General features: G+C 62.5%; 12 protein-coding genes. 6 read left to right on the top strand and 6 right to left on the bottom strand.

All coding sequences use genetic code 11. The features are described from left to right. Nucleotides 1-285 precede the first annotated feature (285 nt). From dsbD to dsbG, 3 genes are read left to right on the top strand one after another with little or no spacing between them, the layout of a single operon-like run. Nucleotides 286-2,019, top strand: coding sequence for a protein-disulfide reductase DsbD (gene dsbD, locus M0814_RS10165; protein ID WP_103483798.1), 1,734 nt, complete (start codon nucleotides 286-288; stop codon nucleotides 2,017-2,019). Beyond that, nucleotides 2,019-2,888 (top strand): TlpA disulfide reductase family protein, encoded by an 870-nt coding sequence (locus M0814_RS10160; RefSeq protein WP_003226672.1) that lies wholly within the window; start codon nucleotides 2,019-2,021, stop codon nucleotides 2,886-2,888. Before dsbD ends, M0814_RS10160 begins: the two co-directional genes overlap by 1 nt. Beyond that, nucleotides 2,864-3,634, top strand: a complete 771-nt coding sequence (dsbG, locus tag M0814_RS10155; RefSeq protein ID WP_103483799.1) for a thiol:disulfide interchange protein DsbG — start codon at nucleotides 2,864-2,866, stop codon at nucleotides 3,632-3,634. The genes M0814_RS10160 and dsbG overlap by 25 nt, the downstream gene beginning before the upstream one ends. Before the next feature lie 30 nt (nucleotides 3,635-3,664). Here the strand turns inward: dsbG and M0814_RS10150 are convergent, their stop codons facing one another. The 3 genes from M0814_RS10150 to M0814_RS10140 all read right to left on the bottom strand — a co-directional run bounded on the left by M0814_RS10150 (nucleotide 3,665) and on the right by M0814_RS10140 (nucleotide 18,902). Further along, nucleotides 3,665-4,699: a ParB/Srx family N-terminal domain-containing protein gene (locus M0814_RS10150; protein WP_103483800.1), complete on the bottom strand. Its 1,035-nt coding sequence runs from the start codon at nucleotides 4,697-4,699 to the stop codon at nucleotides 3,665-3,667. A 177-nt stretch (nucleotides 4,700-4,876) separates the two neighbouring features. Continuing rightward, nucleotides 4,877-5,701 (bottom strand): alpha/beta fold hydrolase, encoded by an 825-nt coding sequence (locus M0814_RS10145; RefSeq protein WP_103483801.1) that lies wholly within the window; start codon nucleotides 5,699-5,701, stop codon nucleotides 4,877-4,879. 202 nt (nucleotides 5,702-5,903) lie between these two features. After that, a complete protein-coding gene (locus M0814_RS10140; RefSeq protein WP_103483802.1) occupies nucleotides 5,904-18,902 on the bottom strand; it encodes a non-ribosomal peptide synthetase in 12,999 nt (4,332 codons plus the stop codon). 370 nt (nucleotides 18,903-19,272) lie between these two features. On the opposite strand from M0814_RS10140, the gene M0814_RS10135 reads away from it, so the two are divergent. After that, on the top strand, nucleotides 19,273-19,827 hold the full coding sequence (locus tag M0814_RS10135) for an RNA polymerase factor sigma-70 (protein ID WP_003226680.1): 555 nt from the start codon (nucleotides 19,273-19,275) through the stop codon (nucleotides 19,825-19,827). 133 nt (nucleotides 19,828-19,960) lie between these two features. Here M0814_RS10135 and M0814_RS10130 read toward each other — a convergent pair whose 3' ends face one another. From M0814_RS10130 to M0814_RS10120, 3 genes are all read right to left on the bottom strand, one after another. Then, the gene (locus tag M0814_RS10130) at nucleotides 19,961-20,974 is read right to left on the bottom strand and encodes a GNAT family N-acetyltransferase (RefSeq protein WP_103483803.1); all 1,014 of its coding nucleotides are present in this window, start codon (nucleotides 20,972-20,974) and stop codon (nucleotides 19,961-19,963) included. An 84-nt stretch (nucleotides 20,975-21,058) separates the two neighbouring features. Then, nucleotides 21,059-21,856 carry a transporter substrate-binding domain-containing protein gene (locus tag M0814_RS10125; RefSeq protein ID WP_003226684.1) on the bottom strand — a complete coding sequence of 266 codons (798 nt, stop codon included), beginning with the start codon at nucleotides 21,854-21,856 and terminating at the stop codon, nucleotides 21,059-21,061. A 92-nt stretch (nucleotides 21,857-21,948) separates the two neighbouring features. Continuing rightward, nucleotides 21,949-22,572 carry a TetR/AcrR family transcriptional regulator gene (locus M0814_RS10120; RefSeq protein ID WP_045122564.1) on the bottom strand — a complete coding sequence of 208 codons (624 nt, stop codon included), beginning with the start codon at nucleotides 22,570-22,572 and terminating at the stop codon, nucleotides 21,949-21,951. A gap of 184 nt (nucleotides 22,573-22,756) precedes the next feature. Between M0814_RS10120 and M0814_RS10115 the strand changes: the two genes are divergently transcribed. Together M0814_RS10115 and M0814_RS10110 are read left to right on the top strand one after the other, a co-directional pair. Further along, nucleotides 22,757-24,547, top strand: a complete 1,791-nt coding sequence (locus M0814_RS10115; RefSeq protein ID WP_103483804.1) for an acyclic terpene utilization AtuA family protein — start codon at nucleotides 22,757-22,759, stop codon at nucleotides 24,545-24,547. A 12-nt stretch (nucleotides 24,548-24,559) separates the two neighbouring features. Further along, complete coding sequence (locus tag M0814_RS10110) at nucleotides 24,560-25,429, top strand: SDR family oxidoreductase (RefSeq protein WP_103483805.1); 870 nt, start codon at nucleotides 24,560-24,562, stop codon at nucleotides 25,427-25,429.

Raw genomic sequence — 25,429 nt, 5'->3', positions numbered from 1 at the left:
ACAGCAAGATGTCAGCGGCAACGAATACTCCGAGATATGAAATCTTGTCTTTATGTTTATCTGAATGACAACCGGCCCGCCGATATGATCAAGACGCGAAAAAAACATGTGGCGCGTATACAATCTCCGAAATCCGCTGGCCCGGGTTGCTGATAAACCGAGACCTCTTGCAGGCATCAGCGCATCTGCTTCGGGCCGTCCATCGGACAGCGTGCGGGGCGGTTAATCATCGGTTAATCGCCATCCACCATTGTGCCCACACTTGCACAGGGACAAGGCTCCTCCATGCGTCATTTTTTTCTTTTGTTTGCACTGCTGATTTCCGGCCTGGCCCAGGCCGGGAACAATCCATTCGAAACCAAACCGGAGTTTCTGCCGGTCGACAAAGCCTTCGTGCTGACTTCCGAACGCCTTGAATCCGGGGAAACCCAGCTGTTCTGGCAAATCACCGACGGCTATTACCTGTACCAGAAACGTCTGAAATTCGACGGTTTGCCGGCCGAGCAACAGCCGGCATTGCCCGAGGGCGAGTCGCACAGTGACGAGTTCTTCGGTGAACAACCGGTGTATCGCCAGGGGCTGGAAGTCAAAGTCCCGGCCTCGGCCAGCGGTCAGGTCAAGGTCAGTTACCAGGGCTGCGCCGATGCCGGCCTGTGTTATCCGCCGCAGACCCGGGTCATCGATCTGGGCGGCAAAGCGACGCCGACAGCCAGTGCCGAAGCGCCGGATCAGGCCTTGGCCAGCAGCCTGCAACAACGGGCGCTGGGCTGGAGCCTGCTGGTGTTCTTCGGCCTCGGCCTGTTGCTCGCGTTTACCCCATGTTCGTTGCCGATGCTGCCGATTCTGGCGGGCATGATTGTCGGTAGTGGCGCCACCCCACGCCGTGGTTTCGCCCTGGCCAGCAGCTATGTGATCTGCATGGCACTGGTGTATGCGGCGATGGGGGTGATCGCCGCCCTGCTCGGCGCCAACCTGCAGGCCTGGCTGCAAAATCCGTGGCTGCTCGGTGCGTTTGCCGCAGTGTTTGTGGTGCTGGCGCTGCCGATGTTCGGCTTCTTTGAATTGCAGTTGCCGGTGGCCTTGCGGGATCGCCTTGAGCACGCCTCGCGCAGTCGCAGCGGTGGCAGCCTGATCGGTGCCGGTGTACTCGGTGCGTTGTCCGGTCTGCTGGTTGGCCCGTGCATGACCGCGCCACTGGCCGGCGCCTTGCTGTACATCGCGCAGAGTGGCAATGCGCTGCACGGTGGCTTGATTCTGTTCGCGTTGGGCATCGGTATCGGGGTGCCGCTGTTGCTGCTGGTGACCGTGGGCAATCGCTTCCTGCCGAAACCTGGCGCGTGGATGAATCTGCTCAAGGGCATCTTCGGTTTCCTGTTCCTCGCGACCGCGCTGCTGATGTTGCGCCCGGTGCTGGACGCCTCGTTGTGGCTGGGGCTGTGTGGCGCCTTGCTGCTGATCACCGCGTTCTGTGCCTGGAAGCAATCGGAAGGTTTCGGCCGGGTCGCCCAGGTGTTCGGCGCCAGTTCGTTGCTGCTCGGTCTGTGGGGCAGCCTGCTGCTGATTGGTGCTGCCGGTGGCAGTGACGACCCGTATCAGCCGTTGCAGGTGTACAGCGCCGGCCGGGTCGCCAGCGCCACGCCGAGCGGGCATGAGGCGTTCACCACGATCAAGGATCCCGCAGCCCTGCAACGCGAACTGGATAGCGCCAAGGCTCAGGGCCAATGGGTGCTGCTCGATTACTACGCCGACTGGTGCGTGTCGTGCAAAGTCATGGAGAAACAGGTGTTCGGCAAGGACAAGGTCATGCAGGCGCTGAGCGATGTGCGCCTGCTGCGCCTCGACGTCACCGCCGACAATGCCGCCAGCCGCGAGCTGCTCGGCCGCTACAAAGTCCCGGGGCCACCGAGTTTTGTCTGGATTGGCGCCGACGGCGAAGAACGGCGTAGCCAGCGCATCACCGGCGAGGTCGATGCCGATACATTCCTGCAACGCTGGACCACCACTCGAGACGCCAACTGATGCTGACGTTCACCCTCGGCACCTTCGCCATCGCGCTTAACCACCTGCTGCTGATCAGTGCCTTGGCGCTGGCGACCTTTGTCGGCTGGCGGGTGGCCAAGCGTGGCGGCGATAATCCCGAGTCGGCGCTGTTCAGCCTGTTCCTGTTGGGCATGCTTGCGGCGCGCGTGGCGTTTGTCGCCCTGTATTGGGGGCACTATCGCAACGACCCGTGGCAGATCATCGACCTGCGCGACGGCGGTTTCCTCGCCTGGCCGGGGGTGATCGTACTGCTGCTGGCTGCACTTTATCGCGGCTGGCGCCGCCCGGGCCTGCGTCGGCCACTGGGTTTTGGTGTGGCCAGCGGCGTGCTGTTCTGGCTGCTGGCGACCCTGTCGCTGAACATCTACGAGCAAGGCACGCGCCTGCCGGAAATCACCCTGCGTAACGCCGCCGGTGAGACCATCCAGCTCAGCGACTATCAGGGCGGCCCGCTGGTGATCAACCTCTGGGCAACCTGGTGCCCGCCCTGCCGGCGTGAAATGCCGGTGCTGGAAAACGCTCAACAACAACGCCCGGACCTGACCTTTCTGTTCGTCAATCAGGCCGAAAGCATGCAAAGCGTTGCCACCTTCCTCGAAACCCAGGGCCTGAGCCTGAACAACGTACTGTTCGACCGCAGCGGCCGACTGGGTCAAGCCGTGGGTTCCATGGCGCTGCCGACTACGCTGTTCTACAGCCCTGACGGTCGCTTGCTGAGCAGCCACCTGGGCGAACTGTCGAACGCCAGCCTGGCCCGCGCCCTGGAAAACTTCGACATCCCGAATCCAACCGCCGCACCGGCCACCTCTGCAAGGAAACTGCCATGCCCCGCCTCCGCCACCTGCTGACGTTGACTCTGGGCACTGCCCTGCTGCACCTGCCGTCGGTTCAGGCCGCCGAAGAATTGCCCGCCGCGATCAAGCAGATCGAAGCCAAGGGCGCGAAAATCGTCGGCCAGTTCGACGCGCCGGACGGCTTGCGCGGTTATGCAGCGCAGTACCAGAACCGTGGCATGGCGCTGTACCTGACACCGGACGGCCAGCACGTCTTGCTCGGCAATCTGTACGACGCCGACGGCAAGGACTTGAGCAGTGAGCCGTTGCAGAAACTGGTCTACGCGCCGATGGCCAAGGAAATCTGGGGCAAGTTCGAAGCCAGCAACTGGATTCAGGACGGCAACAAGGATGCACCGCGCACCGTGTACCTGTTCAGCGATCCGAACTGCCCGTACTGCAACATGTTCTGGGAACAGGCGCGGCCATGGGTCAAGGCCGGCAAGGTACAACTGCGGCACATCATGGTCGGGATCATCCGCGAAGACAGCCCGGCCAAATCCGCTGCACTGCTGGCCGCGAAAGATCCGGCCAAGGCGCTGGAAGACCATGAGAAGGCTGGCAAGGCCAGCACACTCAAACCCTTGAAAGGCATCCCGGCGGCAGTGCAGACCAAACTCGCGGCGAACATGCAGTTGATGGAAGACCTGGAATTGCAGGCGACTCCGGCGATTTTCTACATGGATGACAAGGGTGAACTGCAACAGCAGCAAGGGGCGCCTTCGCCGGAGAAACTGGCGAAGATTCTCGGGCCGAAATAACCGGCGCTGGCTCCTGCACGCACTCAACCATCACCACTCACAAGGTTGGCAACGACCGATGATGTCTTCCAGATCATCGGTCACACCCTGTTCAGTCAGGAATCGCGTGACCTCAGCACTCCACTCATGATCCGAGGCAATCCCGGCCCATGTGTGGGTGCCGGCTCTAAGATAAGGGCGGTCATCGAACGTGTTGATCAGTGCCTGATTCAACGTTGGCACATCAAAATCCGGATTTTTCGCGCTTTGCACCGTCAGCGAGTTCAACACTCGTTGTTGGGTTTCTTCGCACAGTTTCACCGGACGGGCATCGATGGAACTCACGACGAGAAACGTAGGTTTAACGTCCTCGGCGAGCGCCGCATGCAAGCGGTAATGCCCGTCAATAATCACGTAAGAACACAATCCACCGATATACCAGAGCAAGATTGGAGGCAAGCTGCCTTCTCTGGCTTTTTTGCGCCACCATTTCAGCCGGCCCGCCAGCGGATCAACCGTGTGCAAACCAATCACATGGCCAAGACCCCAATCGAGCCAGTGCACGGTTTGCGGCTGCACGTTGTCGAGAATGCCATCGCCGTAAACGTACCACCTGGGATAATGGCTTGGCTGCTGCGGCGGCGTGCAGAAAAACCAGCCGCTGACACCTTCACGCTGTTTACCGCGCATAGCCGTGGGCACCATCGGCCGTACGACCCAATGGCCGGGATAAAGAAAATCAGCCTGAGTTTCCATCAACTTGTTGATGAAGTAGCGACACCAGTTTCGTAGGCGTTGATCGGACGGGAGAACAAAGTGCTCCTGAACGTCAGCCGAGCCGATGGCGGGGACAAGGGCTGACTCCAGCAAGGGCTGCGGGTTGCGCACCAGCCACGCACCGTAATATGAAGTGGCGAGAGTGCCCCAGAGCAGCGGGATATCATTCAGCATCAACTTTAATCGGTTGTTGTTCCCGCTTGATAGATGAAGCGGCGGTTTGCTGAACCCCGGACGATTGACCTCAAGGCCCAGTCCAATCCAACTGCCCTTGAAATCCTCGAGATCCCGCCAATAAAACTGGCTCACATCAGTCCCTTCTAAATGTGTTTGCGCGCAGAAGTATTTCAGATTCAGGTTCTTTTGGCGCCTGAATTGGCAACTTCGCGAGCAGGCTCACTCCTACAAGGAGTACAGGGTGCAGGCCAACTCCAAGCACATCTCAAACCCTGAGCGGCCAAGTGAACCGTGGCTGCAATCTTTTTATCATGAGCGCTGCGAGTTGCGCTCAGCCAAAAAGGTAAACAACACCTCGTTCACAAACTGCGGATTCTCCAGACTGGAGATATGCCCCGCCTCCGGCACCAGCACCCACGGGCAACCGATCAGTTCGGCCATTTCCTGAGCCTCTGAGGGCGGTCGTGGTTTGTCCTGGTCGCCGCACAGCACCAGGGTGGTCGCGGCGTTCAGCTCGCCCAGACGCGGCAACAGGTCATCACGGCTGAACGTGATTCGGCCCATCGGCACGATGCTTTCGCGCAGGCGATCCGTGGTGTAGGCCGCCAGTTTGGCGCGGAAGTCCTGATACAGCGGCGACTGCGGATCGATGCCCGGACGGAAGAAGATCGGCACCACGATGTCGAGTAACTGTGGCGCAATCTCGCCGCTTTCCTCGATCTGCTTGAACAGCGAGAAATAGTATTGACGGGTAGGCTCAGGCTCGACGCCGACGTAGGTGTCCATCAGCACCAGCCCGTTGATCCGCTGCGGGGCCGACAAGGCCAGCCGCACGCCCCACATGCCGCCGACCGACAGCCCCGCCAGCGTTATCCGCTCGATCTGCAGGTGATCGAGCAAGGCCTCTACCTGTCGTGCGATGTCATCCAGCGACGTGGTGCCTGGCGGCAAGCGCCCGGACTCACCATGGCCCCACAGGTCCAGGGCAATCACCCGGTAGTGCGGCGACAGCGCAGCGATCTGCGGTGCCCACATCGCCGTGTCCCACAGATAACTGCCCGCCAGCAACACGGCCGGGCCGGTGCCTTGATCAATGTAGTGCAGCGCTTGTCCGTCAACCGTGAAGAAAGGCATCGACCACCCCCGCGACAAAAAAGAGAACCGGCAGACTGAGCTGCCGGTTGTTGATCGTCAACCCTGGATATGTACGTGAATATGCCGGTTTATTTGTGTTGAATTCACTGACGCTTTCGCGAGCAAGCCGCTCCCACAGGGGAATGCATTCCAATGGTGGGAGCGGGCTTGCTCGCGAAGGGGCCGGTACAGACGCCGAAGATTACAAGCCCTCCAGCTCCGCCATCAGATCATTCAAGCGATCCACCTTGTCCTCGGTCATGTCACTGGCCGCCAGGCCTTCGATGTACTCGGCCAGTTCCTGCACCGTGCTGCACTCGAACATCGCCCGCAGCGGCACATCGCGTTGCAGGGTTTTCTGCACCCGCGAAGCGATCTGCGTGGCCAGCAACGAATGCCCGCCCAGTTCGAAGAAGTTGTCGCGCACCCCGACCTTGTCGACCTTGAGCACTTCGGCCCAGATGTCGGCCAGGGTCTGCTCCAGTTCGTTGCGCGGGGCCAGGTAGTCCTGGCTCTGCAACTGACCGATCTCCAGCGCCGGCAGGGCCTTGCGGTCGAGTTTGCCGTTGGCGTTGTGCGGCAACTGATCCAGCCACAACCAGTGCAGCGGCACCATGTATTCCGGCAGTTCGCTGCGCAGGCGTTGCTTGATTCGCTCCAGACGTTCGCTCGGGTTGAGCGCCGAATCCGCCGCGACCAGATAGCCGACCAAGTGCTTGCCATTCACGCCTTCCTGCACGCCGACCGCCGCATCGAGGACTTCCGGCTGTTCGTGCAGACGCGCCTCGATCTCACCCAGTTCGATCCGGTAACCGCGAATCTTCACCTGATGATCGACCCTGCCAACGTACTCCAGCACCCCGTCACTGCGCCGCCGCGCGAGGTCACCGGTGCGATACAGACGCTCGCCCGGCGCGCCGAAGGGGTTGGGCACAAATACCGGCGCGGTGCGCAGCGGATCGCTGACGTAACCGCGACCGACACCGGTCCCCGCCACGCACAACTCACCCACCGCACCCAACGGCACCAGCTCCAGCGCGCCATCGACCAGGTACAGCACGTTGTTGTCGGTCGGCGTACCGATCGGCAAATAGCTGCCGCGAGTCGAGGCCAGGTCGACGCGGTAGAACGCCACGTCATCCGAGCATTCCGCCGGGCCGTAAGCGTTAACCAGACCGATGTCCGGGTAACGCAGCAGCCACTGGTGCGCCAGTTCCGGCGGCATTGCTTCGCCGGTCGGCAGCATCCAGCGCAGACCGTCGAGGCTCAGGCGCTCGGAGGCGAGCATGCCCTGAATCAGCGACGGCACGCTCTCCAGCACGGTGATGCCCTGCGCCTGCACATGCACCAGCAAGCCCTGCGGATCGTGGGCGATGGTGTTCGGCACAATGTCCACCCGCGCGCCGAACAACGGCGCGGCGAGGAACTGCCAGACCGAAATATCGAAGCTTTGCGAGGCGGTCTGCGCGATCACGTCGGCGTCCGTCAGTTTCAGGTACGGCACCTTGCTCAACTGGTTGTTGAGCATGCCGCGCTGCTCGACCATCACGCCCTTCGGCAACCCGGTCGAACCCGAGGTGTAGATCACGTAAGCGAGGTTGTCCGGGTCACTGTGGATACCGAGGTTTTCCGCGGAGGTCGCCAACGCCTGCACCTCTTCCCAGACCAACAGCCGTGGACGGTTGGCGCAGCTGAATTCATCGAGCAAGGTCTGCGCCTGTTCGCGGCAGGCTTCGCTGCACACCAGCACCGGCGTGCGGCTCAGCTCGATGATGCGTTGCAGGCGCTGGCTCGGCAGGCCCGGGTCCAGCGGCAGGTAACCGGCACCGGCCTTGAAGCTGCCGATAATCATCCCCAGCAGATCGAGATTACGCTCGGCCAGCAATGCCACCGGTTGATCCATCTGCACCCCGGCCGCAACCAGTGCATGACCGAGACGGTTGGCATTGTGGTTGAGCGCGGCATAGCTCAGTTGCTGATCAAGGCAAGTGGCGGCGATGCGCTGCGGGTGCGCCGCGACCTGTGCTTCGAACAGCGCCACGTAGCTCTGCTCCAGCGGATAGTCGTGGGCGCTCTGGTTGCAGCCGTGCAGCAGGAAGTCCTGTTCCTCGGCGCCCAGCAGCGGCAGATCAGCCATGTCGCCATGGAAGCCTTCGACCAACGCCAGCAGCAGGCGCTTGAACTCGCCGAGCATGCGCTCGATGGTCGATTCGTCGAAGTAACGCTGGTCATACGACAGATGCAGACCGAGGTCATCGCCCGGGTAGCACACCGCCGTCAGCGGGAAGTTGGTGTGGGTGCGACCGGAGTCCGAAGTCGCATTGAGGCTCTGCGCACGGTCCAGCACCGAGACTTCCACCGGGGCGTTTTCGAACACGAACAGACTGTCGAACAGCGGCTGGCCTTTCGGCAGTTCACTCTGCTCTTGAATGTTCACCAGCGGCAGGTATTCGTACTCGCGCAGTTGCATGTTGCTGTCGAGCAGCGCGCTCAGCCACTGGCGCACACTGGCGCGCTGATCGTCCGCCGGGATCTGCACCCGCAGCGCGATGCTGTTGATGAACAGGCCGACGGTGCGTTGCATCTCCGGCATTTCCACCGGACGCCCGGCCACCGTCACGCCGAACAGCACGTCACGATCACCGCTCAGGCGTCGCAGCACCAAGGCCCATGCCGCCTGAGCGAAGGTGTTAATGGTCAGTTGATGGGCCTGGGCCAGCTCACGCAGACGGGCGCCATCTTCAACGTTGAGACGGGTATAGCGATCACCGACGATCATGCCGCCGCTTTCGCCAGCGTGTTCGCGCAGGAACGGCCGGTCGCTCGGGATCGGCGTGGTGCGTTCGAAACCTTGCAGGTTCTGCTGCCACCACTGGCGTGCCTCGGTCAGGCTCTGGCGTTGCAGCCAGCCGATGTAGTCGCGGTAACGCGGCGGCACCGACAACTGTGCTTCGCGCCCCTCACCGAGGGCGGTGTAGGTCTCGAAGAAATCGTTCATTAGCAGCGAGCGGCACCAGGCATCGATGAGGATGTGGTGGTTGCTCATCATGAACCAGTAACGCGCCGCGCCGACCTTGATCAGGCGCAGGTGGAACGGTGCCTGATTGAGCAGATCGAACCCGGCCTCGCGCTCGCTTTTCAGCAGCGCCTGCAGCTTCGGTTCTTGCTCTTCTTCGGCAACGGCGCTCCAGTCCAGGTACTCGATCGGCGTGCGCCCCGGGCTGTGGATCACTTGCAGCATGTCTTCGCCGACGTTCCAGCAGAACGACGCACGCAGCGCTTCATGACGGGCGACCACCGCTTGCCAGGCCTGGGCGAAACGCTCGGGATCAAGCTCGCTGTTGATGCGATAGCGATCCTGCATGTAATACAGACCGGTGCCCGGTTCGAGCAAGGTGTGCAGCAACATGCCTTCCTGCATCGGCGTCAGCGGATAGACGTCTTCGATGTGCGCCGCCGGCACCGGCAGTGCATCGAGTTGCGCCTGGGTCAATTTCGCCAGCGGGAAGTCCGACGGCGTCAGGCCACCGGCCTGGTCTTGCAGGCAATGTTCGATCAGGCTTTGCAGCTCGCCGAGGTAGGCGTCGGCCAGATCGTTGATGGTTTGCGCCTCGTAACGCTCGCCGCTGAAAGTCCAGCGCAGCAGCAGTTCGCCGCCGTACACCTGACTGTCGATGCTCAACTCGTTGGGCAACGGCGCCTGCGGATCGTGGGCCGCACCGACCGGCTCGTCCAACGGACGGAACAGCGCATCGCTGGCGAAACTCTGGTCGAACTGGCCGAGGTAATTGAAGGTCACCGGAGCATTCGGCAACGCCGCCATGCTGCGCTGGCTGAGGTCATCGGCCAGATAGCGCAGCACGCCATAACCGAGGCCTTTGTGCGGCACCGCGCGCAGTTGTTCCTTGATCGCCTTGATCGAGGCGCCCTGCCCGACGGCCTCTTCGATGTTGTGCGGGGTCAGGCGTAATGGATAGGCGCTGGTGAACCAACCGACGGTGCGGGTCAGGTCGATCTCGTCGAACAGGGTTTCGCGGCCGTGGCCTTCCAGTTGAATCAATGCCGACGGCTGACCGCTCCAGCGGCACAGCACACGGGCCAGCGCGGTCAGCAGCAGATCGTTGACCTGCGTGCGGTAGGCGCGCGGCGCCTGTTGCAGCAGTTGTTGGGTACGCTCGGCATCCAGGCGCACGCTGACGGTTTGCGCGTGACGATTCTGCTGTCCGCCCTGCGGGTTTTCGCACGGCAGGTCGGCGCTCGATCCGGCCAGTTGGGTTTGCCACCAGTTCAGTTCCTCGCGCAGCGATTCGCTGCCGGCATAGGCCTGCAAACGTGCCGCCCAGTCCTTGAAGGCACTGGTTTTCGCCGGCAGTTTTACCGACTGCTCGGCATCGAGCTGGCGGTACACGGTTTGCAGATCGTCGAGCAATACGCGCCACGACACACCGTCGACCACCAAGTGATGGATCGCAATAAACAGCCGTTGCTGCCCTTCGGGACCATCCACCAGCAAGGCGCGCAGCAGCGGGCCGTTCTGCAGATCGAGACTGCGCTGGGCATCGGCGAACAGCGCTGCGCACTGGTCCATCGCCGCCACCCGCACCTGCCACAACACCTCGGCGTCGGACACCGGTTGATGCGTTGCCTGCCATTGATCGTTGGCCTGAGTGAAGCGCAGACGCAGGGCGTCGTGCTGCTCGATCACTGCCAGCAGCGCCTGCTCCAGACGATGCGGTTCCAGCGCCACGCTCGGCTCCAGCAGCAGCGCCTGGTTCCAGTGCTGACGCTCAGGGATTTCAGTGTCGAAGAACCAGTGCTGGATCGGCGTCATGGCCGACTCACCGACCACCAGTCCCTGCTCGGCAGTGACTTGCTCGCTGCGGCTGGCCACGGCGGCGAGGGTCTGCACCGTCTGATGCTGGAACAGATCCCGCGGGCTGAAATGAATGCCCTGCTGCCGCGCCCGGCTGACCACTTGAATCGACAGGATCGAGTCACCACCGAGTTCGAAGAAGTTGTCGTTGAGACCGACCTGCTCGACGTTAAGCACCTCACACCAGATCTGCGCCAGGGTCTGCTCCAGCTCATTGCTCGGGGCGACGTAGTGCTGACGGTTCAGCTCGGGATCCGGTGCCGGCAAGGCGCGGCGGTCGAGTTTGCCGTTGGCGGTCAGCGGCATGCTCGCCAGCAGGATCAGGTGCGTCGGCACCATGTAATCCGGCAGTTGTGCCTTGAGGTGCGACTTCAGTGCTTCACGCAGTTCGGCCTGTTGCGCTTCGCCTTGCTCGGCGACTTCGCTGACCAGGTAGCCCACCAGTTGCTTGCCGCTCGGCGCATCCAGCGCCAGCACCACCGCTTCGCGGATCGAGTGGTGATCGAGCAGACGGGTTTCGATCTCGCCCAGTTCGATGCGGAAACCACGGATTTTCACCTGATGGTCGATCCGGCCCAGGTATTCCACCAGACCATCGGCGCGCTGGCGCACCAGATCGCCGGTGCGGTACATGCGCCCGCCATCGGCGGCAAACGGGTCCGCTACGAAACGCTCGGCGCTGATGCCCGGACGGTCGTGATACCCCTGCGCCAGACCGGCGCCGCCGACGAACAATTCACCGGTCGCGCCTTGCGGCACCAACGCCAGATCGGCATCGAGAATGTACGCCACGCGGTCACCGATCACGCTGCCGATCGGCACGCTGCCGGCGCCCTCTTCCAGCACTTCCGGGGCGAGACTGGCCAGTGGCATGACCACGGTTTCGGTCGGGCCATAGGCGTTGAAGAACAGACTCGGTTTGAACGCAGCACGAATCCGTTGCAGGTGCTCGCCAGTCAGCGCTTCGCCGCCGGTGATGATCATCCGCACCGGCAGAGTTTCATTCTGCGTGGCGAGGAACTGCGCCAGCTGGCTGCCGTAGCTCGGGGTGAAGCCGAGCACATTGATCCGATGGGTGCGGATCAACCCGCAGATTTCTTCCGCATCCCACTGCCCTTGCGCTCGCAGCACCACTTGCGCGCCGCTGAGCAACGGCACCAGCAGACGCTCGGTGGCAGCGTCGAAGTTGATCGAATAGAAGTGCAGCTCGCAGTCGTCCGGGCGCATGCCGAAACGTTCGATCACGGCCTGGCAATGCATGGCGATTTCACCGTGGGACACCACCACGCCTTTCGGTTTGCCGGTCGAACCCGAGGTGTAGATCAGGTACGCCTGATGCTGCGGCAGGCTGATAAAGGGCAGCTCAGTGGCCGGGTAATCCGCCAGCGCCGCGCTGTCGTCTTCCAGGCACCAGCGCGCCACGTTCGACGGCAGATCGCCAAGCGCATTGAACATCGCGCGGTCGCTGAGCAGCAGACCGATGCGGCTGTCTTCGATCATGTAGTGCAGACGGTCGAGCGGGTATTCCGGGTCCAGCGGCACGTAAGCGCCGCCCGCCTTGAGGATCGCCAGCAGGCCGACGACCATGTCCAGCGAACGCTCCAGCGCCAGACCGACCCGCACTTGCGGGCCGATCCCACGCTCACGCAGGACCCAGGCCAGGCGATTGGCCCGCGCATCAAGTTCGGCGTAGCTCAAGGTCTGCCCGGCGAAGGTCAGCGCCGGGGCATCTTTGCGCGCCAGCGCCTGCTCGGCGAACAGATGATGGATGCACTGATCGAGACGACGCTCGCCCGGTTCAACGCCGAGACTTTCGAGCAACTGCTGTTGTTCAGTCGGGTCGAGCAGCGGCAACTGGCTCAAACGCTGTTGCGGGTCGGCGATCAACGCTTCCAGCAGGTTGCGCCAATGCTTGGCCATGCGTGCAATGGTCGGCTCGTCGAACAGATCGGTGCTGTACGTCAGGCAGCAACCGAGGCGATGGTCGAGGTCGGTGACTTCCAGGTTGAGATCGAACTTGGTCGCTCGCGCATCGTTGGCCAGGTACTCGACGGTCATCCCGGCGAGCATGCGGCTCTGCTGGAATTCCCAGCGCTGCACGTTGCACATCACCTGGAACAGCGGGTTGTACGCCGCGCTGCGGGGTGGTTGCAACGCTTCGACCAGATGATCGAACGGCAGATCCTGATGCGACTGGCCCTCAATCACGGTGTGACGCACTTGCTCGAACAACTCGCCGACCGACATCTGCCCGTCGAGCTGGCAACGCAGCACCTGCGTGTTGAGGAATGCACCGATCAGCCCTTCGCTTTCCGGGCGGATACGGTTGGCCACCGGCGCGCCGATGCGCAGGTCGGTCTGACCGCTGTAGCGGTAGAGTAGCGTGGCGAGCGCGGCGGTCATGGTCATGAACAGGGTCAGACCGTTTTGCGCATTGAACGCACGGACACGGGCGGCAAGATCGTCGCTCAGGTCGAAACGGAACAGCTCGCCCTGGTGGCTTTGCACCGGCGGACGCGGACGGTCGCCGGGCAGTTCCAGCAGCGGATGTTCGCGACCGAGTTGCGCGGTCCAGTAGTCGAGTTGACGCTGACGTTCACCGGACTCCAGCCACTGCCGTTGCCAGACGCTGTAGTCGAGGTACTGCACCGGCAACGCTTCGAGCGGCGAGTCGCGGTCATCGACAAAGGCTTCGTACAACGCACTGAGTTCGCGGGCAAAAATATCCATCGCCCAGCCTTCGGTGACGATGTGGTGCAGGGTCAGAACGAAGTAATGCTCCTGCTCGGCGGTCTTCACCAGACAGGCGCGCAGCAGTGGGCCGCTTTCCAGATCGAACGGCAGATGCGCCTTTTCGTCGGCCAGTTGCTGGACCCTCTGCTCGCGCTGGTCCGCCGGCAGTTTCGAGAAATCTTTCCAACCCATGCGCACGCCGGTCTCGGCATGCACCTGCTGACGGGCCACGCCATCGACGCTCGGGAACGTGGTGCGCAGGGTTTCGTGGCGCAGGATCAGCGCCTGCAAGGCCGCCTCGAAATGCTCGACGTGCAACACGCCGCGCAGGCGCGCCATGCCGCCGACGTTGTACGCCGGGCTGTCCGGCTCCATCTGCCAGAGGAACCACATGCGTTGTTGCGAGTACGACAGCGGCACCGCTTGGCTGCGATCGACTTTGGCAATCGGCGGCTGCTGGTTGGTCTGGCCGCTGGCCTGGATCAGGCGGATCTGCTCGGCGAAATCACCGAGTTCGCTGTGCTCGAACAAGGCGCGCAACGGTAGCTCGACGTCACAGGCCTGGCGGCTGCGCGAGATGATTTGCGTGGCCAGCAACGAGTGCCCGCCGAGGGCGAAGAAATCGTCACGCAGACCGACTTGAGGCAAACCCAGCACTTCGCGCCAGATCGCGGCGATCTGTTGTTCCAGCTCGGTGACCGGTTCGACGTGTTCACGCACTTGCCACTGCGGGTCGGGCAAGGCGCGGCGGTCGAGCTTGCCGCTCGGGCTCAGGGGCATTGCGTCCAGGCGCATCAGTTGCGCCGGGACCATGTATTCCGGCAGTTCGGCGGCCAGCGCGGCTTTCAGACGAGCGATCTGCGCGTCCTGATCTTCGCGGGCATCGATGGCGGTGAAGTAGCCGATCAATTGCGCGCCAGCGGCGGTTTCCCGCACCAGTACCACGGCTTGAGCGACGCCGTCCTGGGCCAGCAGGCGCGCTTCGATTTCTTCCGGTTCAACGCGGAAACCACGCAGTTTGACCTGCTGATCGAGACGCCCGAGGTATTCGATCACGCCATCAGCGGTCCAGCGCGCCCGGTCACCGGTGCGATACAGACGTGCGCCCTGCTCGCCCAGTGGATCGACCACGAAACGCTCCGCAGTCAGCGCCGGGCGACCGAGGTAACCCCGGGCCAGACCGATGCCGCTGATGCACAGCTCACCCGGCACACCGGCCGGCACGGGATTGAGATCGGCGTCGAGCACGCGGCAGATCACGTTGCCCAGCGGCCGGCCAATCGGCGAGCGCTCGCCGTCGGCGCTGGTGCAGTGCCAATGGGTGACGTTGATTGCGGTTTCGGTCGGGCCGTAACGGTTGTGCAGTTGCACCGCCGGCAGTTGCGCCAGCACGCGGTTGCGCAGTTCCGCCGGCAGCGCTTCACCGCCGGAGAATAACCGGCGCAGGCTGGTGCATTCGGCGCTCAGCGGCTCGTCGATGAACAGCGCGAGCAACGGCGGCACAAAGTGCAGCGTGGTCACACCGTATTCCTGAACCAACTGGGCGATGCGATGCGGATCGCGGTGTTCACCGGGGCCGGCGATCAGCAGACGTGCGCCAGTGATCAGCGGCCAGAAGCACTCCCACACCGACACGTCGAAACTGATCGGTGCCTTTTGCATCAGCACGTCGGTTTCGTTCAGGCGATAGCTGTGCTGCATCCACTGCAACCGTTCGGCCAACGCGGCGTGGGTGTTGCCGACGCCTTTCGGTTGGCCAGTGGAGCCGGAGGTGTAAATCACGTAGGCGAGGTTGTCGCCATGCAGGTGCAGACCCGGCGCCTGGCTCGGCCAGTTCTCCAGATGCAGCGCGTCCATGGCGATCACGCTGACGCCGTCGCTGGCCGGCAGACGGTCGAGCAATGCGGTCTGGGTCAGCAGCAGCTCGACACCGCTGTCGCTGAGCATGTAAGCCAGGCGCTCGGCCGGGTAATCCGGGTCCAGCGGCACATACGCGCCACCGGCCTTGATGATCGCCAGCAGACCGATCAGCAGTTGCGGCGAACGCTCGGCAGCAATCGCCACGCACACATCCGGGCCGACACCTTTGTCGCGCAAATAATGCGCGAGGCGGTTGGCCTGGGCGTGCAATTCGGCGAAGTCGAGACTGCCGCCGTCCCACACCAGCGCGGTGCGTTCCGGGGTCTGCCGCGCCTGTTCGTTGAGCAGTTCCGGCAGCCATTGTTGCGCCGGGGTGCACGGGGCGATGCTCCATGCCTGCTGCTGTTCGTGCTCGCACGGAGTGAGCAATGGCAGGTCGCCGATCGCCTGTTGCGGCTGTTCGCAAACGGCGCGCAGCAGGTTGCTGAAGTGCTCGGCCAGACGCGCGATGGTCGCTGCGTCGAACAGCTCATCGGCGTAGTCGAAGGACAGGGTCAGGCGCCCGTTGCGATCTTCTTCGCTGTGCAGTTGCAGGTCGAACTTGGCTTCGCGGCTGTGCCACGGCAACTCTTCGGCGAGCAGACCCGGCAGGCGCTTGAGCGCACTCAAGTCGCGCTGCTGATGGTTGAACATGACCTGGAACAGACGCTGTTCGCGGGCCTGCGGGAACGCCTCGATCAGTTGTTCGAAGGGCAGATCCTGATTCGCCTGAGCGCCCAGTGCAGCGTCGCGGGTCTGCGCCAGCAACTCGACAAATGACAGCCGTGAATCAACCTCCGCGCGCAGCACCTGGGTGTTGATGAAGAAGCCGATCAGGCCCTGGGTTTCCAGGCGCGGACGGTTGGCGTTGGGGATGCCGATGCGGATATCGCGCTGACCACTGTAACGGTGCAGCAGGCTCTGGAAGGCCGAGAGCAACAGCATGAACGGCGTCGACTGGTGAGCCTGGGCGGTCTGCTTGACCGCATCGCTGAGGCTGACGCCGAGGCGCACACTGTGGCGCGCAGCGCTGTGCAATTGCTTGGCCGAACGCGGATGATCGGTGGCCAGTTCCAGCACCGGATGTTCGTCGCCCAGTTGGGCTTTCCAGTACGCCAGTTGCCGCTCGCCCTCGCCTTGCGCCAGCCATTGGCGCTGCCAGCTGCCGTAGTCGGCGTATTGGGTGGGCAGCGGCGCGAGTTCGGCGCGCTGGCCTTGGGATGCCGCAGCGTACAGGCGCGAGAACTCGTCGATCAGTACGTTCAGCGACCAGCCGTCGGCGATGATGTGGTGCAGCGTCACCAGCAACTGGTGATCTTCGTCGTCGAGACGCACCAGCGTCACCCACAGCAGCGGGCCTTTTTCCAGGTCGAACTGGGTGCGCGCTTCGTCCTCGCGGATCTGTTGCGCGCGGGCTTCACGCTCGTGCGCCGGCAGGTCGCTGATGTCGATCAGTTGCAGGTTGAACTCGCCCGCCGCGTCGACCTGTTGCAGCGCGACGCCGTCGCGTTCGAGGAAGCGCGTGCGCAGCGATTCGTGGCGTTCGATCAGTTGCTGGAAGCTCGCACGCAACGCGTCTTCGTCCAGCTCGCCGCGCAGACGCAAGGCGCCGGGAATGTTGTAGGCGCTGCTTTGCGGGTCGAGTTGCCAGGTGATCCACAGCCGGTTTTGCGCCAGCGATTGCGGCAGTGCTTCGCTGCGCGACAAGGTGTTGATTGCGCCTTGGGCGCTGCCGCCGTCCTGTTGCTGCTGCGCCACGGCAGCGGCGAACGCGGACAGGGTCGGGGCTTCGAACAACAGGCGCAGATTCAGCTCCAGCGCCAGTTCTTCACGCACTCGGGCGATCACTTGCGTGGCGGCAATCGAGTTGCCGCCGAGCAGGAAGAAATGGTCGTCGGCACCGACCTGTTTGATGTTGAGTTGTTCGGCCCAGATCTTGCCGATCAAGGCTTCCAGCTCGGAGGCTGCCAGGGTCGACTCGTTACTTTGCACCTCGGCGGACGGGAACACCGCGTAGCTGTCGAGGCTGCCATCGGCCAGACGATTGCGGCACGCCGAGCGTTGCAGTTTGCCGCTGGACGTCTTCGGCAGCGCGCCCGGATTGAGCAGCACCACCACGCTCGGCGCTTGTTGATAGGCCTCGGCCACCGCTTGGCGAATGGCTTTGATCAGCGCTTCCGACGGCAGGATTTTTTGCACGCTGCGGCTGATTTCCGCGGCGATGCCGATGCCTTCTTCGCCGTCCTGAGTGACCGCGAATGCCGCGACCCGGCCCTTGCGCACCACTTCCACTTCGTTCTCGACAGTTTTCTCGATGTCCTGCGGATACAGGTTGTGGCCGCGCACGATGAGCATGTCTTTCAGGCGACCGGTGATGAACAGTTCACCGTCGCAGCTGAAACCCAGGTCGCCCGTGCGCAACCAGGTGCGGCCGGCGTGCTGGACGAAAGTCTTGGCGCTGGCCTCGGGATTGCGCCAGTAGCCGTGAGCGATGCTCGGGCCGGTGGCCCAGACTTCACCGACGAGGTTGTCAGCCAGTTCGTTTAGCGTTAACGAATCGACGATCAGCACCGCATGCTCCGGCTGGCTGATGCCGCAACTCATGATCGGGCTGCCGTCGCCCGGCTCGGCGCGGTTTTGCGCCAGCGCCTGATCATCGACGCGCAGCGCAGGAATTCCGGTGCCACGTGGGGTGCCGGCGACGAACAGGGTCGCCTCGGCCAGACCGTAGGAGGCCATGAAGCTGTCTTCACTGAAACCGCACCGGGTGAACTTCTCGGCAAAGCGTTCAAGGGTGTCGAGGCGGATCGGTTCGGAGCCGGAATAGGCCACGCGCCAGCGGCTTAGATCAAGGCGTTCCAGCGCCGATTCGCTGACCCGCTCGCTGCACAAACGATAGGCGAAATCGGGTCCGCCACTGATAGTGCCGCCGTATTGGCTGATCGCTTCGAGCCAGCGCAACGGGCGGCCAAGGAAGTACGCAGGTGACATCAGAATGCACGGCACGCCGCTGAAAATCGGTTGCAGCAGGCCGCCGATCAGGCCCATGTCGTGGTACAGCGGCAGCCAGCTGACGATCACGTCATCGGGGTTCACGTCGATGCCGAAACCGTGACGAATCAGCAGCTCGTTGGCCACCAGATTGCCGTGGCTGACCTGCACACCTTTGGGCAACGCGGTGGAGCCGGAGGTGTATTGCAGGAAGGCAATGTGATCTTGCGGCAGAGCCGGCTCAACCCAGCGTTCAGCCTGCGCGCTGTCGAGCGTATCGACGCACAGCAGCGGCGGCGCACCTTCGATTTGCCGCAAGGCATCGCGCAGGTCAGCGCTGGTCAACAGCAGGCGCGGTTCGGCGTCCGCGATGATCGACAGCAGGCGTTCCTGATGATGACGGCGGGCAGACTCCGGCGGATAGGCCGGCACCGCAATCACCCCGGCGTACAGACAACCGAAAAATGCCGCGACGTAATCCGCGCCGCTGGGAAACAGCAGCACCGCGCGATCACCGAATTCAGCCTGGGCCTGCAACGCGGCAGCAATGGTCCGCGCGCGCTGATCGAGTTCGCGGTAACTGAGCACCACGCCCTGCTCCTCGGTTTCGGCGAGAAAGCGCAGGGCCAGTCGATCCGGCGTCTGTGCCGCACGGCGCTGGAGGGCTTGGACCAGAGTGCTGGGGAGTTCGAACGCGTCGGTCATGAGGTTTCCTGCCTGAATTCGGCTTGCTAAGTGGAATCGGGTTGCTGCGTCACGCCGGTCGAGGGCGTGCAGGGCGCGGTCTGTGCCGACCGCGCGAGGCTTGGGAATGCTGTCTGGCCGGGGCTGTGCGCCCGAAGCCATTCACCAATGAGAACGGATGACGTCTGGAAATAATTAGTCGGCGCGCAGGATCGCCAACGGGGGCCGAGGTGTGGCGGTGTGTCGCAGTTCTCGATTCGCACCTTTACGGAGCATTAGTTCTCTTTCTCAATTGACAATCATTATCATTCAACATGATTTGTCGCTCGATGTGTAGGACGGCCCCGTCCCCCAGGCGTCCCACTAACCTATTGGCAGCAAGGTGATTTCCATGACGGAACAAGTATCCACAAGCAGGTGCGATTCACCGCTACTTCAGGCCTTCGTCGACAATCGACTGATTCTGGTGAAGATTGCAGCCCGCATTACCGGCTGCCGTTCGCGCGCCGAAGACGTGGTTCAGGATGCGTTCTTCCGGCTGCAGTCGGCCCCACCGATCACGTCGTCAATCAAGGCTCAATTGAGTTACCTGTTCCAGATCGTGCGCAACCTGGCCATCGATCACTACCGCAAACAGGCGCTGGAGCAGAAATACGCAGGCCCGGAAGAGGAAGGGTTGAACGTGGTCATTCAAGGCGCTTCGCCAGAAACCTCGCACATCAATTTCTCGACACTGGAACACATCGCCGACGCCCTCACCGAACTGCCCAGCCGCACCCGCTACGCCTTCGAGATGTACCGCCTGCACGGAGTGCCGCAAAAGGACATCGCCAAGGAACTCGGCGTCTCGCCGACCCTGGTCAACTTCATGATTCGTGATGCGCTGGTGCACTGCCGCAAGGTGTCGGGCAGTCGTGGGGATGCGGCTTCGATGGGTCGTCGCTAAGCCCTGAATTCGGCGTCAAGCCATTCGCGAGCAAGCCCGCTCCCACATTTGACCGGCGTACACAGGTCGATGTGGGAGCGGGCTTGCTCGCGAATGCGGCCTCAAGATCACGTAGATCTTTGAGGCCTGAACCTCAGGCCAGCTTGCACCGATCGAAAAACCGCTCACGCCCCAGAATCATCAGCGCCGCACGCTTGTGCGGGAAGTCGAATTCCTTCTCGCAGTGGAAGCACTGGTTGTGCATGTGGCCGATCATCTTCGCGTTGTCGGCACGCGGTTCGGCAACCACGCGCTGAGTGCGCGGATCATCCAGAAACAGGTAGTGCACCAGGGCCGACAACCAACTCGCGACTTTGTGCGGGCCACGGTGATTCTCCTCCCCCACCAGCATGTGAATGCCACGGTCGTAATTGTCGGCGTCGTAGAACGGCGCGATACGGTCTTCCTTGGCCCAGTAGGCTTCGAAATAGGCAAACGGCTGATCGTCGAAACAACCGATCAGCGTCAGAGTGTGCGGATCGGCGTCGAGCTTGCTCAGGTATTCGCGATGCTGCTCAAGACTGCCCTCCTCCTGCCAGAAACTGGCGACCCGCGGACTGTTCTGCCAACGGTTGAAACGCGCCAGATCCTGCTCGATTTCCACCGTGCGCAGGGAAATCCACGCACCGAGACGCGCATCGAAGCGCCGATAGACTTCACCGCACGGCTTCACCGGGCGCAGCGGATGGCGCTTGCCCTGGCTGATCACCATTTGCTGCGGGTAGCTGCCGCTCAACGAGGTGCCGAGCCATGGCTGCGGCAGTTGCCAGAACAGTGTGCGCTCGCAGCGATACTCACCGGCCACCTCGGTACTCACCAGCAAACCGCTGAGCAAGGCTTCGGTGGGTGGCTGATCCAGCTGCCAGAGCAATTGCTGGCGCTCCGGCTCACGGGCGAACAACCAGTAACAGGCCGCCCACAACGCCAGGCCGGGCGGCAGGGCAAAACGCTCATCGAGCTGAATCGGGCCGTTGCCGCCACGATCGATTCGCAGGCGAATCAGCGGTTGCCCGTCCAGGCTCAGGCTCAGACGGCTTTCAGTTGCATCGGCTACCAATTGGCTGCCCGAAGGCAAGGCCAGGGCAGTCAGGTCATTCAGATTGGACATGGGTCGGGCTCACGATAATCGTCGACAGTTCAACGATGGGACGTGAGCCAAGGGAGGAAATTTAGCCGCCGGGGTGAAAAACGCTCAGGGCTGCGGCACCGGCACCACGGCAATCTTGTACGGCTCGAAGATTTTCAGCATCTGGCCGTTGTTGCGCAGCCCCTGCAGTAACTTGCTGAACGCCTCGCCGGTGATCGGTGCAGTCGGGCGCAAAATGGCGTAGTGGTGATAAATCTGATCGATGCGCTGCGACACCAACAGCTCATCTTTAACCTTTTCGTTGCGCTTCAGATAATCGAACAGGTATGAGCGCGTCACCAAGGCAATGTCGGCGCGCCCGCGCAGGACCATCAACAGGTTGCTGTCGTGGGAATAGGTCAGCGTGGCGTTGAACGTATCAGCAAGGTATTTGGGATCGGCGTTGAAGTTGGCGAACTCATAGTGATAACCGCTGTACAGCGCCAGGCGCTTGCCCTTGAGATCGGCGAAATAGTTTTCCTGGCGAGCATCTTTGCGTTGCGCGACAAAAATCTCGGCATCTTCCAGGCCCATATCGACCGTGGTATGTGGAATGTCCTTCCAGCCCCACTCGGGGTTTTCGAAGATGGCCATGTCGGTGCGACCTTCCTTCAGATCGCCGAAACGCCGGGGAATCGAGGTCGGTACCAAGACAAACTGATAGTCCGTCTGCAACGCGTTGAGCGCTTCGACCAATTCCGGCAGCAGCCCGGTATCGGCGCCGCTTTCCGGGCGAATGGTGTAAGGGGGAAAGTGCGCGGCGCCCACTCGAACCAGTTGCGCCGCCTGCGCAGGCAACCCTGAAAATGCCGTCAGCGCGACGAGTACCAGACCCGTGGCCGTCCGAATTGGCGAAGACTTCAAAACACCCCACTCCCCGAAAAAATACCGATCAATGCATTCAAGCTAGGCGGTTTCGCCCAGTTAGCCAGTTTCCCGACTTTATAGAAAAGGGGTTAACGCTCTTCGAGCACCAGAATCAGCGCTTCATCGGCCAACTGATCGAGGCTCAGGCTGCCGCCGGCACGGAACCAGGTGGTGGTCCAGGACAGCGCGCCGGTGAGAAAACGTCGGGTAACGAATACATCGCCACGGATAAAACCGGCCTCCTTGGCTTCCCCCAGCACCTGCAGCCAGATGTCCTCGTAGACATCGCGCAGGGCCAGCACCCGGGCCTGACCGTCTTCGGACAACGAGCGCCATTCGTAGACCAGCACCGCCATGGCTTCGCCGCTGCCGCCCATGATCGATTGCAATTCGCAGCGGATCAGCGCCAGCACCCGCTCGCGGACATTGGTGGCTTCGGCCAGCGCGGCGCGCATCAGCGCGGTGTTGTAGCGGATGGTCTCCTCCATCACCGCACGGAGGATTTCATCCTTGCTTTTGAAGTGATGAAAAATGCTCCCGGACTGAATCCCCACCGCCCCCGCCAGGTCACGCACCGTCGTGCGCTCGTAGCCCTTGTTGCGGAACAGGTGAGCCGCCACTTGCAGCAGTTTGCCGCGGGCACTGTCAGGGTCGGTCAACTGGCCCTGGTCGACCAGTTCGCGCATGACCCTCAGGGCTTTTTGCTCGTCCACCCGTTCTCTCCTACAGTCGATCAGTCTGTTGCCCCCCTGAACACGCAGGGTTGCGCGCAATTTAAGCCGCGGGCCGCAACCAAGCAAGCGCTTGGGCAGAAGATATTTCAGTGGTTTACAAACCAAGCGCTTGCTTGGTAGCCTCCAGACACTTCTGTCGCAGGTTCCTGAGTCGGAGATAAAAATGCCCACCACCGTTCGGATCGGATGCGCCAGCGCATTCTGGGGTGACACCAGTACTGCCGCCGCACAACTTGTGGCCGGCGGACAGCTGGATTATCTGGTGTTCGATTACCTGGCCGAGATCACCATGTCGATCATGGCCGGCGCCCGTATGAAGGACCCGCAGGCCGGGTTCGCCGGGGACTTCGTCGAAGTGCTCGCGCCGCTGCTGCCACAACTGGCTGAACAGAAAATCCGCGTCATCAGCAATGCCGGCGGGATCAATCCAAAAGCCTGTGCCGCCGCTCTGCAAGCCGCCTGCGACAAGGCCGGGGTCAAGCTGAAAATCGCCGTGCTGCTCGGCGACGACCTGCAACCGCAATTCAAGCAACTTGCCGCCCAAGGCATCCACGAAATGTTCAACGGCGCGCCGCTGCCGCCGATGTGCGTATCGACCAACGCCTACCTCGGCGCACCGGGCATCGTCGAAGCTCTGCGCCTGGGCGCCGACATCGTCATCACCGGGCGCGTGGTCGACAGCGTGGTGGTCAGTGCGGCGCTGGTCCATGAATTCGGCTGGGCGTGGCACGACTACGACAAACTGGCCCAGGCCGCGCTGGCCGGGCACATCATCGAATGCGGCGCGCAATGCACCGGTGGCAACTTCACCGACTGGCGCGACGTGCCGGATTACGAACACATCGGTTTCCCCATCGTCGAAGTCAGCGCCGACGGCCAGTTCATCGTCAGTAAACCCGAAGGCTCCGGCGGATTGGTGACGCCGCTGACGGTTGGCGAGCAGATGCTCTATGAAATCGGTGATCCGCAGGCGTATCTGTTGCCGGATGTGGTCTGCGATTTCACTCAGGTCAAACTGCAGCAACAAGGCAAAAACGCCGTGCACGTCCACGGCGCCAAAGGCCTGCCGCCCAGCGACAAATACAAGGTCAGCGCGACCTGGCCGGACGGTTTCCGCTGTACCGCCAGTTGCCTGATCGCCGGTATCGATGCGGTGGACAAGGCGCGGCGCGTCAGCCAGGCGATCATCGCCAAGACCTCGGAAATGTTCAGCCAACGCGGCTGGCCAGCGTACAGCGAAGTCGACATCGAACTGCTCGGCAGCGAAGCCACTTACGGCCCGCACGGCCAGCGTCGTGACAGCCGCGAGGTGGTGATCAAACTCGCGGTGCGCCATCCACTGAAACCGGCGCTGATCCTGTTCTCCCGGGAAATCGCCCAGGCTGCCACCGGCATGGCTCCGGGGCTGACCGGCATCGTCGGCGGACGGCCGACGGTATATCCGTTGATTCGCCTGTTCTCGTTCCTGATCGATAAAAACGCCTGCACCCTGCAAGTCGATATGGCCGGTGAACAGCACCCCTGCGCCCTGCCCGCGCAAACACCCCTCGACAGCCACGATCTGCCCACCCCCGACCAGCCACCGAAACCCCAGGGCCGTGCCGACGCCAGTGTGCTGTTGGTGAAACTGGCGGTGGCGCGCTCCGGCGACAAGGGCAACCACAGCAACATCGGCGTCCTGCCGCGCCGCCCCGAATACCTGCCGTGGATCGCCGAAGCGCTGACGCCGGCAGTGATTGTCGACTGGATGAGCCACGTGCTCGACCCGATTCATGGCCGGGTCGAGCGCTGGTACCTGCCCGGCACCCACAGCCTGAATTTCCTGCTGGAAAACGCCCTCGGTGGTGGCGGTGTCGCGAGTCTGCGTATCGATCCACAGGGCAAGGCCTTCGCCCAGCAGTTGCTGGAAATCCAGATCCCGGTGCCGCAGAGCATCGCCGAACAGCTCGACTAGAGGATTCGCGTCATGGCTTATGAGTCAATTTTCCGTGCCGATCTGTTCAGCGGCCAGAACATCATCGTCACCGGTGGCGGCAGCGGCATCGGGCGCTGCACCGCCCATGAACTGGCGGCGCTCGGGGCCAATGTGCTGCTGGTCGGGCGCAAGCCGGAAAAACTGCAAAAGGTCGCCGCTGAAATCATCGAAGACGGTGGCCGCGCGCACTGGCAAGCCTGCGACATCCGTGATGAGGAAGCGGTGAAACAACTGGTCACTGAGTTGATCGCCGAACACGGGCCGATCCACGGTCTGGTCAACAATGCCGGCGGCCAGTACCCGTCGCCACTGGCCTCGATCAATCAGAAAGGCTTCGAAACCGTGCTGCGGACCAATCTGGTCGGCGGCTTCCTGATGGCCCGGGAAGTGTTCAACCAGTCGATGAGCAAGCACGGTGGCAACATCGTCAACATGCTCGCCGACATGTGGGGCGGCATGCCCGGCATGGGCCATTCCGGCGCGGCACGTTCGGGGATGGACAACTTCACCAAGACCGCCGCGTTCGAATGGGGTTACGCCGGGGTGCGGGTCAATGCAGTGGCGCCGGGCTGGATCGCATCCAGCGGCATGGACACTTATGAAGGCGCGTTCAAAGCAGTGATCCCGACCCTGCGCGAACATGTGCCGCTCAAGCGCATCGGTACCGAATCGGAAGTCAGTGCGGCGATCGTTTTCCTGCTCAGTCCGGCGGCGGCGTTCATCAGCGGCAGCACCTTGAAAATCGATGGCGCGGCCAGTCTCGGCAGCCGCGCATGGCCGTTGCACAAGGCGAGCCACAGCGAGTCGTTCAACGGTTTCCATCGGGCGTACTTGCCCGACGTCCTCAAGGACAAGGAGTAA

The sequence above is a fragment of the Pseudomonas sp. MWU12-2020 genome (assembly GCF_023100605.1).
Lineage (GTDB): Bacteria > Pseudomonadota > Gammaproteobacteria > Pseudomonadales > Pseudomonadaceae > Aquipseudomonas > Aquipseudomonas fluorescens_H.
Note: the sequence above shows the minus strand (reverse complement) of the source record. Positions and strands in the feature narration are given on the sequence as shown.